Source organism: Flavobacterium sp. HSC-32F16, from assembly GCF_024171645.1.
GTDB lineage: Bacteria > Bacteroidota > Bacteroidia > Flavobacteriales > Flavobacteriaceae > Flavobacterium.
Genome location: NZ_JALKAC010000001.1, coordinates 956,710 through 973,560, shown reverse-complemented (window position 1 = coordinate 973,560; position 16,851 = coordinate 956,710). Strand labels below are relative to the sequence as shown.

Sequence of the window (16,851 nt, the reverse complement as noted above, 5' to 3'; positions counted from 1 at the left end):
AATACCCAGCATCGCAAGTAAGTAGTCTTATATAAAATTTTATCATTGCCTTATGACAATTTATGACAACAGCATCATTTAAAGACATTAAGAAAAAAATTGAATCAAATATTTATTCCGCTAGAGAATCAATTATTGTGTCAGTTGCATGGTTTACTAGTAAAGATCTGCTTGGGCAGTTAAGTGACAAATTAGATACTGGCTGTTCTGTAGAAATTATCATAAGTGACCACTATGAAAATACAAGATTATCTTTCGAAAAATTTATAAATAAAGGTGGAAAAGTTTACGTTTTATCAGCTAGAAGTGGGAAATTTTTGCATGACAAATATGCAATATTTGACAATACTAAATTAATTGCTGGTTCCTATAATTGGACAAATTCTGCTGAATATTATAACCATGAATTTATTGTACAAAGTGAAGAAACGCAGCTAATAAAACAGTTTTTCATTCGTTTCAATAAATTAAAAGAAATTGTTATCCAATACGACAAAAGAGCTTTGTTAGCAAATGATGTTTTTTGTGCTGATACAAAAGAAAATGAATTCATAATTTTAGAAAACCAGTTGCATGATGAATTAATTTCATCAATTGATCTGTCATTAAAAGCAGGTGCAAAAATTAACAAATCAATAATACTGAACCAGATTTATGATTACGGAGCTATTGGTGCAGCAAATCGTCTAATAAAAGAGGGCACAGAGAAGTTACATTCTGGACTACTTAAAATGTTTGAAATAAATAGGCTAGATCTTACAATTGAAAGCATAATTCAGAAAGATAAATATAAAGTTTTATTTAGTGAAGAAATTTTGACAAAAGCCCAGCAACGTCTTGAAAAATTGAAATAAATTTAATAAGTATTATACGATGCCGACTTTCTATTAGTTTTGTTTTCGCTTCACTTACAACTTCCGAAGTATTTCAATAATATTTTAAATCTAAATGGTTTTATGAGCCTGCCATATTCCAAATATTTGTCAATAAATAAATTATCTTCTGTATTTGCAAATACTTCCGCAACTTATAAGTTTTATTGGTTTTTAGCTATTCTAGAATTAGTAGAAGAAGGAAGCACATATATTGATAAGCGAAGGATATTGTCAAGAATGATTAGTAATTCTTGGTATACAGTTAATTATTTTCATATTTCTTTTGGTAAACAAGATCTTATTCAAGATGCAGTTAAAGCTATTCTAAAAATTGAAGATCTTAAGATAAATGAAAATAGAAGCGTAATAAATTCTGTTTTAGAAAATACTCAGAAGATTGAAACTCTTAAGCTATTGAATCATTTCGATAAAAATGTACCTCATTGGTTTATTTCTTCTTGGTTTTCCGGAAATCGTAATGAAATTTATTCCCTCTCTCAGAATTTTGATCATGGATGTATTTACCGGTTAGAAAAAGATTCTATAGAGATAAATCCTATGTGGATATCTTATCTAAAATTAAATTCAAAAATACTTAAAGATTTCTGTTATTGGAATTTATCACTTTTCCTCCAAAAAAGAAATCCAAATGTTCCGGATATTCCAAATAAAATAAGCAAATCATTAGTCAGGAATTCTTTAATGAAACAGACAAATGAATATTGGAAATTGGTATTTAATGAACTGGGTGCAATAGATTGTGTGTTTACCAATAACAGATTATTGTTTGATGAAAAAAAATATGCTTTGGACCATTTTGTACCTCATGCGTTTGTTTCTCATGATTTAATTTGGAATCTAATTCCAATTGATAAAAACTTTAATTCCTTGAAAAGTGATAAACTTCCATCTCTAGATAGGTATTTTGATAAGTTTTATACTCTGCAAAAGACTGCTTATGAAATAGTGAAAAGTCATAATTCAAAGAACAAATATTTGGAGGAATATCTTAGTATTTTTCCAGATTTAGATGGTAATAGTGGACTTGATTATTTACGATACAAGGAAACTATTCAGCCGTTAATCACTATTGCAAGCAATAACGGTTTTTCATACATGAAAGATTGATGAAAATGCATTATAGATTTATAGCCACATTTTTAATTAGAAATAAAAAAGCCCTTCAGAAAACTGAAAGGCCAATTAAGTAAAAGTAAGAATGAATTTATTTTTTTGACTCTTCAATAGAAACCTTTCTAAACTCTTTTAATAGTTTTTCAATTTCTAAAGTTGATTTACGCGCTCTCGCTCCAGCTGCTTTAACACCTTTTTCGATTAGTGAATCTGATTCTGTTTTAAAAGTTTCGATTTCAGTGTTGATTTTTGCTATAAGATCTTTCATGTTTTATATTGTTAAATTGAGTACGCAAAAATATAAGTTTACTTCTTATATACAAGTAATTTCTATTTGTTTAGTGACTATTTTAAATGAATAATCTAAAGTGTCTAATACATAATAAGTACTTTATAGTCTTGGTTTATCTATTATCCTGCCAGCTGGCTAATCTAAAAAAATAAAACAAAACGGCTTATGTGTTTGTAATTCAATATTATATATTTATATTTGTACAAGCTTGTTGGCAAGCTAGCTCGTTCGTGCAAAGATTTTATCAGCCAATAGTTTAATAGTGCAAACCTTCCTGCTTATTATCCAAACAAGATTACGAACGCTCAAATTCAGGATAATAATGCCGGTACTAAAAGGAATGTATTATGAAAACTATTGAGTACTTCAAACTCCAAGCAAAAAATCTTTACAGAGATTTTAAAACACAAAAGCCCTATTACGATCCCACTTATGGCCGCGACCTTTATCAGTATACGCCAAAGTATTTCGATGTAGATGCGCTAGCTCTCGATTTCGATATCGATGAAGACAATTTTACCTTAATGAACTCTCAGCACTGCATTGCAAAGTTGGCGGGCTTTACAAAATGGACAGAAATGCTCAAGGCATCTCCCTCGGCACTTCAATTGTCTAAACTACTATTCGAAAATATGCATAAAATCAGCATTATAGAATGGGATATCTATCTTTCGGCAGAACAACGAGAGAAAGATTTCCTGTTTGATGACGAGGATAAACTGGATATTTTCCAAATTGTTTTTGCTGATGTAGATGGACATCAAACTGATGGTTACGACTACCGATTGAGCAAAAAAACATCTGATAATAATCAAATATTTAAACCCATGAAAATTAAGAATAATTTGCAAATTTCTGCTTTACCACTGGCTGGAGCAGACAGGATTGAATTTCTCGAAACAGCTGAATCGGCTTTCGAAAGGGTAATGCAGCGAGTTGAGCCAGATCATCCGGACTTGGTGCGGAACTTATGGAATGCGAATAATTATATCGACGAGGTTTTACAACAGCACATGCTGCCTATAGATAAGGATTATGCACTTTCCCTGATCGATGCTTTCTTGGTTCAGCATGTTGTTCAACTTGCTGTTGAAACGGACCAGCAGGCGGAATCCCTTAATTAAAAAATTTAATTTAGAAACGAAGATTAATCGAAAAATCATTAAGTTTGCAGAAGGATTACAATATTCTCTAGAATCAATAGATAAGTTGTTTTTAAAACTTCTAAAATAAATGTGGCAAAATCATGGCAAATGGTTTTTGAAATTACTGAAAGTATAGTGTTGATGTGGGTTTAGGACCTAAGGTTCGAATCCTTCTGCCATACCATTTTTTAAAGACACTACCCAAGGTCAAATCCGGAACTTTTACAATCTTCTGCTCAATAGTTTTTCCTCCAGCATCCGTAACAGTAGCAGAGCCCACGATGGGGTTATTATTAGCTGCTATTAAATCGTTGGAAATAAGAAGCGGAGCTCCTGTGTCAAAAACGAAACGTTTAGGTTTTTATTAGTTAGAACTTTTACAATTATTTTTCCACGAGTATATTCAAAAGGAATTGTGTCGCAAAAATCATGAACTGTTATTTCGCTTTTATTTATGTTTTGAGTAAATCTCATTAAAGGGGATAATAAAAAAAAAGTAAATAGAATTTCATTATTACTAATCTGTTTTAAATGTGATATTGTATAAATATACCTAATAAAAACAGACCCATACAAAATCTAATTTTTTATATTTTAGAATTAAAAATACAGTACGATGCATCGTTTTCGTTGAATTAACATGTTTCGACGCAGATAGATTATAAGGAATGTATTAGTAAGATTTTAGAAGACATGAAAAATGGGAGATACAGTTTCCTTTTTAATGATCAGCGAGAATTTCTTTCTAATTGAAAAAACTTAGTTTGTTCAGAAATTAAGTCTGTTTTTAATAAAGTTTAAAAATGATTGGCTTTCATAAAGAAATATGTTGTTTTGTGAAATAAAATAATTACTTTGTTCCATATTTGTACCATTGAAATGTAATGTATTGATAGTCAGATGTTGTTATTTTTGAAGAAGTGAAATAATTCTTTTAGTATTAAGTAATTAGTACAAAGTATTAATATAGAAAACCGAGTCATTTCTGACTCGGTTTTTTTTTGTTATATTTACATAGTAATTAGAAAATAAAAAATGGAAAAATTAATAGTTAAAAATTTCGGGCCAATAAAAGAAGCTGAAATAAATTTGACTAAATATGTTGTGTTTATTGGAGATACCTCTACAGGGAAAAGTGTTTTGGCGAAGTTGATAGCTATATTTAGAGATAGTTATTTACGCTTATCAATAACAAATTCATTAAAGATAAATATCAAAAATGAATTAAAGGCATATAATATTGATTTTAATATAGAAAAGGCAGAGATTAAATATTGTGACGAAAATATAATTTTATGTGAATTAGTTGATAATGAGATCGTGTTAACCGATATTGAACTTAAGCAATATAATATTGAGGATATTAGAATCAAACTTGATAATTTAACAAAACAATCAACTTTCCCTCAATTTCTGGATTTTGATAAAGAAAAATTTTTAGAACTTGCATTTAATAAGTTTTTAAATGACAGATCCTCAACATATATACCAGCTGAGAGGATTTTATTTTCTTTGATAGGTAATTCACTATCGGGATTATGGGCTAATAATGTTGCTTTACCGGAATGTTATAAAGACTTTGCGGCTAAATATGAAGTTGCAAGAGCGGAAATTCCATCTGCAAGGTTTGAGGATCTTGGTATAGATTATAATTATGAAAAAGGTGGTGATGAGGTTTTAATAAATAATACAAAGGTATTGTTGAGCGCTGCATCGAGTGGAATCCAATCTTTAATTCCTTTGTTGTTAGTTATTGATTATGAAATAAAAATGAATCAAACCGATTTTAAATACTCAAAGACATTAATAGTTGAAGAACCGGAGTTAAATTTATTTCCTATTAAACAAAAGAGATTAATTGATCACATTGCATTAAAACTTAATAATACGAAACACACAACTGTTATTACAACTCATAGCCCATATATTCTTTCTTCTCTTGATACGTTAATACTTGCAAAAAATACGTTCGATGAACATCATAATTTAAAAGAAGAAATAAATTCAATTGTATCAGAGGAGAAATGGATAGCTTTTGATGAAATTTCTGTTTACGAAGTACGAAATGATGGAAAAGTATATTCAATCAAAAATGAAGAGTTTCGTAGTATAGATACCAATGCAATTGATGGGGTATCAGATATTATTTCTGAGGAATTTGACAAATTAACAGAGTTACGATATGCACAATAGTTTTGATGAATTAATTAAAGCAAATCAAGATTGTTGTTCAAAAAGTAAAGTAGCTTCTGAGAATGGAAAAAGATTTGAAATTGATTCTAAAGAAGATTTCACAAAAATCAGAATAGATGATTGTTTGATCACTTCGAAACAAGTCCAAAAATGTGATTTTGGATTTGTTAGACATTTAAACAATGATTTTTATTTTATAGAGCTTAAAGGAAAAGATGTTAAGATTGCATTATGTCAAATAATTAGTACAATAAGTATTTTTGAATCTACAATAATAAGAATTCCAAAAGATAAAAGGTTTGGATTTATTATTAGTTCAAGAAATCCTTTATCAAGTACAGAAACTAATAATTTAAAACAGGCTTTTGCTAAAAGATATGGAAGACTTTTAGAAATTAAAAGTAGAGAATTTAAATATATACCAAAATAAACCGAGTTAGAAATGGCTCGGTTTTTTTATTGGTGTGAATTAGTGAAGTGTAATGCAGTGCATCTAATTCTGGGTTTTCCACAAACTGATAATTGTCATTTACCATTCAGATTCTTTTTCGTAATATTACTATTGTAAAATTTCCTGAATGAGAAAGATTAAATATAAAAAAGGACGTAAGCTCCAGCACATCACATTAGAGTATACAGGATCGCATAAAGAACACGAAACAGAAATGCAGCTTTTTGTCTATGATGATGCAGATGTTGTTGAATATGAAAAATTTACAGTGCAGGCTCTAAATTCCTGCTTTGACTATACTAAAAATAACTGGCTGAATGTTCATGGATTAAACGACATAAACTTAATTAAAACAATTGGTGCGCATTTTAAGCTTGATGATTTTCTTCTAGCCGATATTTTAAACACAACTAAAAGAACCAAGTTAGAAGAGCAGCAAAATGTTTTATTCTTCAATATAAAATCCCTTCTGCCTTCGGAATATTCAGATAATATAAGTGTTGAACAGCTTAGTTTTATTTTGAAAGATGGGATTCTGATTTCATTTCAGGAAAAACGAAGCGACTTCTTTACACATATTAGGGAGCGGCTTCGTACACATGCCGGAATCGTTAGAACTAAAAAAGTAGACTATCTCTTGTATTTACTTTTAGATGCCGTCATGGAAAATTTCTACATTACAATTGAAGACGAAGAAGATAAGATTGAAGAATTAATTAATTTGACGAAAAAAGGCGCAGATCCTGTTATTTTAGAAAAAATTGAAAATCATCGCGATAACTTTAATTTTTTGAAACGTTCAATAGTACCGCTTAGAGATTCTTTATATTATCTCAAAACAATTAAAGATGACGATGAAAACGGGCTGATTCAGAAAGAAACATTTAATTTCTTTGTCAGACTTCATCAAAAGAGTTTAGAGCTCTTAGAACAGATAGAATCGGATATGAGTGCATTGGAAAGTGCCTCTAATTTTTATTTTTCGGAACAAAGCCGAAAAATGAATGAAATCATGAAAACGCTGACTATAATTTCTGCCATATTTATTCCGCTGACTTTTATTGTTGGGGTTTACGGAATGAACTTTGAGAATATGCCGGAACTTAAAACAGAAAATGGCTATTTTGTGGTAATGGGAATCATGTTTTTACTTGTGATAGGTCTAATTGTCTATTTCAAGAAAAGACGTTGGTTTTAACGTTTATAACAGCAGTGAAAGATTTAATTTGTATAAATTTGTTATTTAGAATAAATATAAATAATTATGAGTAAAGCAATATATATAGCCACAAGTGATCATAATAGCGGGAAATCGATTATTACACTCGGTTTAATGAGTATTTTGATTGGTAAAACGGCTAAAGTGGGGTATTTTAGACCCATTGTTGAAGATTTTGTCGATGGACAATTAGACAATCATATCGAAACAGTTTTATCTTATTTTAATCTTGATATTAAGTTTGAAGATGCATATGCCATTACCAAAAGCAAACTGATCAAAAAGAAAAACAAAGGAAAAATAGGAGAGGTTTTAGATCTCATTATCGAGAAATACAAAAAGCTTGAAGAGCGCTTTGATTTTGTTTTGGTTGAAGGAACAAGTTTTACCGGCGAAGGAACTTCTATAGAATTAGATTTGAATGTTTTAATTGCAAAAAATCTTGGAATTCCAACGATAATAATGGCATCAGGAGTTGGAAAGACCTTAGAGGAATTAGTAGATAATTTGTATTTGGTTTATGATTCTTTTAAAGTAAAAGATGTTGAGGTTTTATCGGTTTTTGCAAATAAAGTACAGCCAGAAAATATAGAATTAGTAACCAAAAGTCTGCAAAAAAGCTTACCGGCAAATGTTTTGGTAAATACAATTCCGCTTATATCCAGTTTAAACAATCCTACAATGCAGGAAATTGTGAATGAACTCGATGCTAAAGTGTTGTTTGGAGGCAATTATTTAAATAATGAAATTGGTCATTTCAGTGTTGGTGCTATGCAATTGCATAATTATTTAGTTCATTTACATGATAATGCACTTGTAATTACGCCAGGAGACCGTTCAGATATTATTTTAGGAGCTTTACAGGCAAATGAGTCCGCAAATTATCCAGCCATTTCGGGAATTATTCTAACAGGAAATATTGTTCCGGAAGATAGTATTTTAAAACTGATTGAAGGACTTTCGGCAATTGTTCCAATTATTGCTGTTGACGGCGGAACCTATCACATTACAAATAAAATAGGAAAGATAAAATCAGAGATTTATGCAAACAATACGCATAAAATAGAAACTTCAATTAGTACTTTTGAAAAATATGTAGATAATGACGCTTTATCTGAAAGATTAATCACTTTTGAAGCAGAAGGCATGACTCCTAAAATGTTTCAATACAACATGGTTAAAAGAGCCAAACAGCACCGTAAACACATTGTACTGCCAGAAGGAAATGATGATCGAATTATTACTGCGGCATCAAGATTATTAGATATGGATGTGGTTGATATTTCTATTATTGGAGATAAAAAACAAATTGAAAATAAAATTATAGAACTTGGAATTACTTTAGATTTCTCAAAAGTAAATATCATCAATCCTATAGAATCCGAACTTTATGAGGATTATGCAAATACCTATTATGAGCTTAGAAAGGCTAAAAACGTAAGTATTACAATGGCTAGGGATTTAATGGAAGATGTTTCGTATTTTGGAACCATGATGGTCTATAAAGGCCACGCCGACGGAATGGTTTCGGGAGCAGCTCATACTACACAGCATACCATTTTACCCGCATTGCAGTTTATTAAAACGAAACCAAATTCATCTGTAGTTTCTTCTGTGTTCTTTATGTGCTTAGAAGATCGAGTTTCTGTTTTTGGAGATTGTGCTATCAATCCAAACCCAACAGCAGAGCAATTGGCAGAAATTGCAATTTCCTCAGCAGAATCAAGTTTAGCTTTTGGAATAGAACCTAAAATAGCCATGCTTTCTTATTCTTCCGGCTCATCAGGAAAAGGAGATGAAGTAGATAAAGTAAGAACAGCTACAGCAATTGTAAAAGAAAAAAGACCGGATTTAAAAATTGAAGGCCCAATTCAGTACGATGCAGCTGTAGATTTAAGTGTTGGAAAGAGCAAAATGCCAGATTCTGAAGTAGCAGGTCAGGCAAGCGTATTAATTTTTCCAGATTTAAATACAGGAAACAATACCTACAAAGCTGTTCAAAGAGAAACTGGAGCTTTGGCAATCGGCCCAATGTTACAAGGATTAAATAAACCTGTAAACGACCTAAGCCGCGGTTGTACAGTTGATGATATTATTAATACAGTCGTAATTACAGCGATTCAGGCACAGGGAATGTAAAATCAATTAAAAATTGAGAATTAAAAATTAAAAATTTCTGTCTTTGAGAAAACTTAGAAACTTAGAGACTCAGTATCTTATCAACTAAAAAAAAATGAAAATACTAATTATAAACTCGGGGAGTTCTTCAATAAAATATCAATTAATGGTTATGCCCGCAAACGAAGTAATTTGCAGCGGTATGATTGATAGAATTGGTTTAGAGACATCAAATATTACCTTTAAAACAGCTTCAAATTCATTTGAAGAAATACTTCCGGTTCCAACTCATAAAGTAGGGTTGCAAAAAGTAGCAGATATGCTTTTGGATCCAGAAAAAGGAGTAATAAAAACGACTTCAGAAATTACGGCTGTTGGACATAGAGTAGTACATGGCGGAAGTTATTTCTCAAATACAACTATTATTACTGAGGAAGTTAAAGAAAAAATAAAAGAACTTTCAGAATTAGCTCCTTTACATAATCCGGCACATTTAGTGGGAATAAATGTTGCCGAAGAAATATTTTCTTCTGCGAAACAAGTAGCCGTTTTCGATACCGCCTTTCATCAAACGATTCCTGTTGAAGCTTATAAATACGCTATTCCAAATTTTCTATTAACAGAACATAAAGTTCGTGTTTATGGTTTTCATGGAACGAGTCATAAGTACGTTTCGGAAAAAGCAATTAATTATTTAGAAAAGAACTCAAAAATAATTACTATTCATTTAGGAAATGGCTGTAGTATGACGGCGATTAAAGACGGAAAAAGTATCGATACAACCATGGGATTTTCGCCTGCAAACGGTTTAGTAATGGGAACTCGCGCCGGAGATATAGATCAGTCGGTTATTTTTTATCTTGTTAAAAATTTGGGATATACGCCGGATGAAGTGAATTCTATTTTATTAAAACAAAGCGGAATGCTTGGTCTAACTGGTTACAGCGATCTTCGTGATATTGAATCGAAAGCATCAGAAGGAAACAAAGATTGTCAGCTGGCATTATTAATGAATGCTTATAGAATTAGAAAAACAATTGGATCTTATGCAGCAGCCTTAAATGGATTAGATGCTATAATATTTACTGCAGGAATAGGAGAAAACTCCTCGTTTATGCGTGAATTAGTGTGTACAGATATGGATTATTTTGGAATTGAAATTGATAAAGACAAAAACCAAATCCGTTCTAAGGACGTAAGAGAAATTAATAAACCAGCCTCAGTTGTAAAAGTTTTAGTTGTTCCTACTGACGAAGAATATGAAATAGCAAATCAGGTTTTTCAATTATTAGAAAACTAGAAAATTGTAACATATTACTTTAAAAGCTCCTTAAACAGGAGCTTTTTTTATGCTTTCAGTTTGAATTTTTGTGAGTATCTTTGAATTTAAATCCGAATATCTTGAAATCGATACTTTTAAAATCAGTTTTCTTCTTTTTCATTGCTTTTCAAATTCAAGCACAAGAATTACTTCCTTTCGTAGAAAATTATAATAAATCAGACTATCAGGGCGACAATCAAATCTGGAATGTTGCTCAGGGTAATGATAAAGCCATGTATTTTGCCAACAACCATTATTTATTACGTTATGACGGCGTGGTTTGGGAAAAATATTCTTTACCAAATAAAACGATTATCCGTTCTATTTTAATTGAAGGAGATAGAATTTATTCGGGTTCTTATAAAGAGTTTGGTTATTGGTATCGCAAGAACGGAAAAATGCATTATGTTTCGATTACAAAAAATCTTCGATTATTTGATGAAAAAGACAATGAGGAAATCTGGAAGATTTTTAGATTCAATGGTTCTCTTTATTTTCAGTCTTTTAATGATGTTTTTATTTATAATGGCAAGCATATTCAAAAGATCAAATTTCCATTTTTAATTTCATACTGTTTTGTAGTCGATAATAATGTTTATGTAGCTTCTGTTGATAAAGGGGTTTTTAGAATGAGCGGCTCAAAAATTTCAAATCCAAAAGGATGGGATATTTTAAAAAATACAGTTGTTCACGCCATTGAAAAGTATAAGGATCAAACCTATATTTTTACTCAGAAAAAAGGAATTTTTATAGTCGAAAATAATAGTTTAAGACCTTGGAACAATCCATTAAACGAAACTTTTAAATCAAACGGAATTAATGTTGCCAAATTTATTAAAAACAACAAACTCGTTGTAGGAACTGGAAATAAAGGAGTTTTTATATATGATTTCAATACCAATACTTTTAAAAATATTGATAGAAACAATGTTTTAATGAACAATTCTATTTTAAGTATCGGTTTTGATAAAGAAGATGATTTATGGCTGGGGCTTGATAACGGAATTGCCCATGTTGAGGTCAATTCGCCAATTTCATTTTTTTATGATAATTCCGGTATTTTAGGATCGGTATATTCTGTTGCGACTCTAGATAAAGGATATCTAATTGCTTCTAACCACGGAATTTTTGAATTTGACTCGGGGAATTTTAAAATGATGCCAGGTACGCAAGGTCAGGGCTGGAATATTACTAAAATTGGAGAAAAATATATTATTGGACATAACGATGGCACTTTTTGTTATGAAAAAGGAGCTTTAACAAAAATAAATAATATACACGGCGGCTGGAATTTATCTAAAAGCATGATTAATGAAACATATTTTCAGTCGACTTACAGTGGTGTTATTGTGTATAATGACGCTTTGAATCTGAAAGATAATACAAAAATTAATGACCTTTCAAAACCCATTAAATATGTAGCTCAAAACAAAAAAAATGAAATTTGGGCGGCCGATAATTATCGTGGTTTATATAGAGTGCTGTTTGATGAAAATTTTAAAACTAAAAAAGTTGAGAATATTACACAGCAAAGTAAAATTAAAAATGATTTTGGAATTAAGGTTTTTGAGTTTAGAAATGAAATCCTTTTTCTTATAAATAATGTTTGGTACACATTTAATTCTATTTCAAATAAATTAGAAGAAAATGATTTGTTCAATACCAACTTTAAAAATATTACCGATGTTGTAGCAATAGATAAAGATCATTTTATTGTACTTCAGGATGGAATCTTGTATCATATTTATTCGCACGACAATAAGTTTGTATGGAATATGATTCAGGAGAAATATTATAAAGGAAAGCTAATTAATGAAAATTTGCGAATTTTTAGAAGTAAGAACCATTATTTAATGAACCTGGATGATGGTTTTATTTCTCTTCAGTTAGGATATGAAAATAAACAAAACAGCGAAGTTAAAGTTGAAGCTTACAATGAAAAAGAACTGCTGTTAAATGATGAAAAAATAAAGCACAATACAGAACTTCGGTTAAATGTAATATCCGGAATTTACGGAGCAAGCAAGCCAAATTTGTTTTATCAAATTAACAAAGGGAAAAATTACATTCCAATTTCAAATGGAGCCATTGTTTTAAATAATCTTAGCAGTGGTTCTCATTCTATTGTAATTTTTAAACATGATGGCGCTAATTACGATAAAGTCTCAAGTTTTGATTTTAAAGTGGCACAACCTTGGTATTTTTCGTTTTGGATGATTTTTTTATATTTATTAATAATAGGGGCAGTATTGTTTTTCTATTATAAATGGAATAAACTTCGTTATACTCAAAAATTAAAACTACAGGCCGAAGAATTAAAGCATCAGCGTGAAATTCTGGAAATGGAATTGAAAAAAGAAAATGAATTAAATATTCAGGAATACGAAAAGCATATTTTGGAACTTGAATTACAAACTAAATCATCTGAAGTTGCGGGTAAATCTTTGTCTATTGCAAAACAAAGTGAAATGATTGAGAATATTCAAAATATTCTGAATTCTGAAAAAGATTTTAATAAGCTAAAAAGTGAAATCAAAAAAGCAATTAAAATTAATGAAGTAAATAAACACGAATGGGAAATATTTGAAACCAATTTAAATCAGATCCATAACGAATTTATCATAAATCTTTCAAAAAAATATCCGCATCTGACTCCCAAGGATATTAAACTGTGTGTTTACTTAAAAATGAACCTTTCTTCTAAAGAAATTGCACCTATGATGAACATCTCTTTTAGAGGTGTAGAATTGCATAGATACCGTCTTAGAAAGAAATTAAATCTAAATCAGGATGAAAACCTGTCGAAGTTTTTATTAACTCTGTAAGATTTCATTTTATTTTTTACAGAATTTATATTTTTCTACTTCAATTTTTACATAATTCCAATACATCATTACTACATCATAACGTTATGTTAATGAAATTTCTTTAACATTTATTGTGTTGATAATCATTGTTTTATAGTTGAATTTTAACACAATGATGTAGCTGTGTTGTAGTGGTATTTGATGTACTACAACGTTGTAATTGCTTAATTTGGCTCTACTAACTTAAACGATTACAAACTGTATGAAAAATTTTATTTTTAGCTTATTTGTGCTCTTAATGCTTCCAGCTTATATGTCTGGACAGGCACAAGCGATCAAAGGAAAGGTAGTTGACAGCAGCGGAATGGGAATTCCCGGAGCAATTATTGCTTCATCTGATGCCAGAGCAACTGCTGACGCAGATTTCGACGGAAACTTTACAATTAATGCAAAACCTGGAGATATTTTAAAAGTCTCTATGTTAGGCTTTGATTCAGTTTCTGTACCGGCAACTGCCGCACCCATGACAATTACTTTAAAAGAAGCGGGTGATACTGCCTTAAAAGAAGTTGTTGTAATTGGATACGGTACAAGAAAGAAAATTGATAATACTTCGGCTGTTACCTCATTAAAAGCTGAAGATGTTACCAAAACGAAGGTATTAAATGCATCTCAGGCGATTCAGGGTAAAGCAGCTGGGGTTCAGGTTACATCGTCTGATGTACCAGGAAGTACACCATCTGTTGTTATTAGAGGACTTGGTACAGCATTGGGAGGAAGAAATCCTTTATATATTGTTGATGGAATGCCAACAGAAAACATCAATAATATTAATACTAATGATATTACTTCTTATGAAATTCTTAAAGATGCTTCTTCATTAGCTATTTATGGAACAAGAGCAGCAAATGGAGTTATCATTATTACTACTAAAAAAGGTAAAGGAGACAGAGTATCTGTCGAAATTGAAAGTTTTGCTGGGGTTAGAACGCCGCTTAAAAAAGTAAAAATGGCAAATAGTGCTCAATATGCTGCCTATTCTAACGCTTCTTTAGGAACTAACAAATTTGCAGCAGATCAGCCTGTTAATACAGATTGGTTTGATGAAATTACCCGAACTGGATCTTATACTCAAAATAATATTTCTATTTCTGGTGCCTCAGAAAATGTTAAGTACTTTTTTAGTGCCGGTAACTATCAGGAAAAAGCGATCCTAAATGGATTAGATTACAGCCGTACAAATTTTAGAAATAACAATGAATATAAGATTTCTAAAAAACTTACTTTAAATCAGAACTTTAGTTTTACTTCTGCAAATTCATCACCTAAGCCTTTAAGTGCATTTACAAATGCATATAAGCAATCTCCAATTGTTCCTGTACGTTTTTCAAATGGTCAGTATGGAGTGGCTTATGCAGATGGTAATGGAGTTGCAAGTCCTAATGGTTCATCATTTAATAACGTAGGAAATCCAGTTTCACAATTAGATTTTTACAATGAGCAACAAAGAAGTATTACACTTCAAGGTGGTTTGAAATTAGATTATGAAATTTTGCAAGGGTTAAAATTTACATCACAATTTAATGGAGAGTTTTATACTTGGAAACAGTATAATTATGAAGATACTAAAAATATCTGGTTAGCAGCAAATCCAACACGTGTTGAGTCTCGTTATCCTTCATCTGATCCTGTAAATTTATTGACAAGAGGAAGAGAGCAGTATTTCAACTGGAACTTATCTAATTATTTTACTTATAACAAAGTTTTTGCTAACATTCATGATGTTGAATTAACTGCAGGTATCGAAACATCGGTTAAAGGTCCAAGAGAAAAGTTAACAATCGTAAGAAAAAATGTTAGCCCAGATTCTAACTATTGGTCTTTATATAATGCTAAAGATGCAAAAGGTGTAGATTATGTGGGTACAGTTACTAGTTTACAAGATGTTATCTTTAATGAAAGCAAATTAGCTTCTTATTTTGGAAGATTCCAATATAAACTATTAGACAGATATTTATTAACCGGAACTATTAGACGTGACGGATCTTCAAATTTTGCTAAAGATTATCGTTGGGGAACTTTCCCGTCATTTGGTATTGGATGGATTATGACTAAAGAAAGCTTCTTGTCAAATATTGAAGGAGTTGATTTGATCAAATTAAGAGGAAGCTGGGGTAAATTGGGTAACCAAAATGTGCCATTGAACAATCAAAGTTATGCTTCTGGATTAAACAGTTATTTAGGAGGATCTATTTTAAATGAAGGAACAAGTATTTCTTCGCAAATTGACCCGGCTTTAACATGGGAAATTACTGAAGAGGCATCTGCAGGTATTGATTTCGAATTATTCAAAAACAAATTAAAAGGATCATTTGATGTGTACAACAAAAACACTGACAATGTTATTTTAAATATTAAGCCATTCCCTACATCAGGTATTACAGTTGCAACACCTTCTCACGTTGGTGAAGTTTCAAATAAAGGTTATGAAATCGCTTTACGTTGGGATGATAAAATTACAGACAATTTAAGTTACTGGGTTGGAGGAAACTTTTCTCACAACAAAAATGAACTTACAAGCTTAAAAGATGTTTCATTATCACAAGTTATCGGAGGTAATTTAGGTAATGGTCAGGATACAAAATTGTTGTATAATAACTCTGTAGGTCAGCCATTAGGAAGTTTTTATCTATACGAATATGCAGGTGTAGATCCAGCAAATGGAAATATGCTTTATTATAATGCTTCTGGTGCTAAAGTAACTCAGGATGCATTATCTGCTACTGATGATAAAAAATATGTAGGTTCAATTTTACCAACATCTAACTACGGAGTTTCTTTAGGACTTGTTTACAAAAACATTGATTTCTCTGTTGATGGATATGGTACTGGTGGTGCAAAAGTATACAATGGTAAAAGAGCACAACGTTTTGGAGGTGAGAATATCGAAGCTTCTATGACAAATGATTTCTGGACTCCGGCGAATACAACTTCTTCAAATCCAAAACCATTTAATACTGTTCCTGTTGCCTCGACTTATTACATGGAATCGGCAGATTTCTTTAGAATTAACAACATAACTTTAGGATATAAACTTCCTCTTAAAGAAGATCAATTTATTAGTTCTTGCAGAATTTATCTTAATGCAATTAACCCATTTATTACTCAAAAGTTTTCTGGTTTTTCTCCTGAGTTAAATGGAGATGGTAATCCTTACGGAACACAAGGGGTTGAATTGGATGCTTACCCAACATTAAGATCATTTGTAATTGGTGCTAATTTAAAATTTTAATACT

At 30.9% G+C, this 16,851-nt stretch carries 11 protein-coding genes; 10 read left to right on the top strand and 1 reads right to left on the bottom strand.

The window, feature by feature from the left end:
- Window positions 1–62 precede the first annotated feature (62 nt).
- Window positions 63–854 (top strand): phospholipase D-like domain-containing protein, encoded by a 792-nt coding sequence (locus tag L1276_RS04320; RefSeq protein WP_253785801.1) that lies wholly within the window; start codon window positions 63–65, stop codon window positions 852–854.
- 102 nt (window positions 855–956) lie between these two features.
- Window positions 957–2,003, top strand: a complete 1,047-nt coding sequence (locus tag L1276_RS04315; RefSeq protein WP_253785799.1) for an HNH endonuclease domain-containing protein — start codon at window positions 957–959, stop codon at window positions 2,001–2,003.
- 97 nt (window positions 2,004–2,100) lie between these two features.
- Here the strand turns inward: L1276_RS04315 and L1276_RS04310 are convergent, their stop codons facing one another.
- Window positions 2,101–2,277 carry a histone H1 gene (locus tag L1276_RS04310; RefSeq protein ID WP_253785798.1) on the bottom strand — a complete coding sequence of 59 codons (177 nt, stop codon included), beginning with the start codon at window positions 2,275–2,277 and terminating at the stop codon, window positions 2,101–2,103.
- A gap of 371 nt (window positions 2,278–2,648) precedes the next feature.
- Here L1276_RS04310 and L1276_RS04305 point away from each other — a divergent pair, with 371 nt between their 5' ends.
- From L1276_RS04305 to L1276_RS04270, 8 genes are all read left to right on the top strand, one after another.
- Window positions 2,649–3,425 (top strand): hypothetical protein, encoded by a 777-nt coding sequence (locus L1276_RS04305; RefSeq protein ID WP_253785796.1) that lies wholly within the window; start codon window positions 2,649–2,651, stop codon window positions 3,423–3,425.
- 1,056 nt (window positions 3,426–4,481) lie between these two features.
- Window positions 4,482–5,639: an AAA family ATPase gene (locus L1276_RS04300; protein ID WP_253785794.1), complete on the top strand. Its 1,158-nt coding sequence runs from the start codon at window positions 4,482–4,484 to the stop codon at window positions 5,637–5,639.
- Entirely contained in the window at window positions 5,629–6,069 is a 441-nt protein-coding gene (locus L1276_RS04295; RefSeq protein WP_253785792.1) for a hypothetical protein, read from the top strand. Before L1276_RS04300 ends, L1276_RS04295 begins: the two co-directional genes overlap by 11 nt.
- 148 nt (window positions 6,070–6,217) lie before the next feature.
- A complete protein-coding gene (corA, locus tag L1276_RS04290; protein ID WP_253785790.1) occupies window positions 6,218–7,288 on the top strand; it encodes a magnesium/cobalt transporter CorA in 1,071 nt (356 codons plus the stop codon).
- Window positions 7,289–7,354: 66 nt separating this feature from the next.
- Window positions 7,355–9,448, top strand: coding sequence for a phosphate acetyltransferase (pta, locus tag L1276_RS04285; protein WP_253785788.1), 2,094 nt, complete (start codon window positions 7,355–7,357; stop codon window positions 9,446–9,448).
- 94 nt (window positions 9,449–9,542) lie between these two features.
- Entirely contained in the window at window positions 9,543–10,727 is a 1,185-nt protein-coding gene (locus tag L1276_RS04280; RefSeq protein ID WP_253785786.1) for an acetate/propionate family kinase, read from the top strand.
- Window positions 10,728–10,828: 101 nt separating this feature from the next.
- Window positions 10,829–13,573 (top strand): LuxR C-terminal-related transcriptional regulator, encoded by a 2,745-nt coding sequence (locus L1276_RS04275; protein ID WP_253785785.1) that lies wholly within the window; start codon window positions 10,829–10,831, stop codon window positions 13,571–13,573.
- Window positions 13,574–13,817: 244 nt separating this feature from the next.
- Window positions 13,818–16,847, top strand: coding sequence for a SusC/RagA family TonB-linked outer membrane protein (locus tag L1276_RS04270; RefSeq protein WP_253785783.1), 3,030 nt, complete (start codon window positions 13,818–13,820; stop codon window positions 16,845–16,847).
- Window positions 16,848–16,851 lie beyond the last annotated feature (4 nt).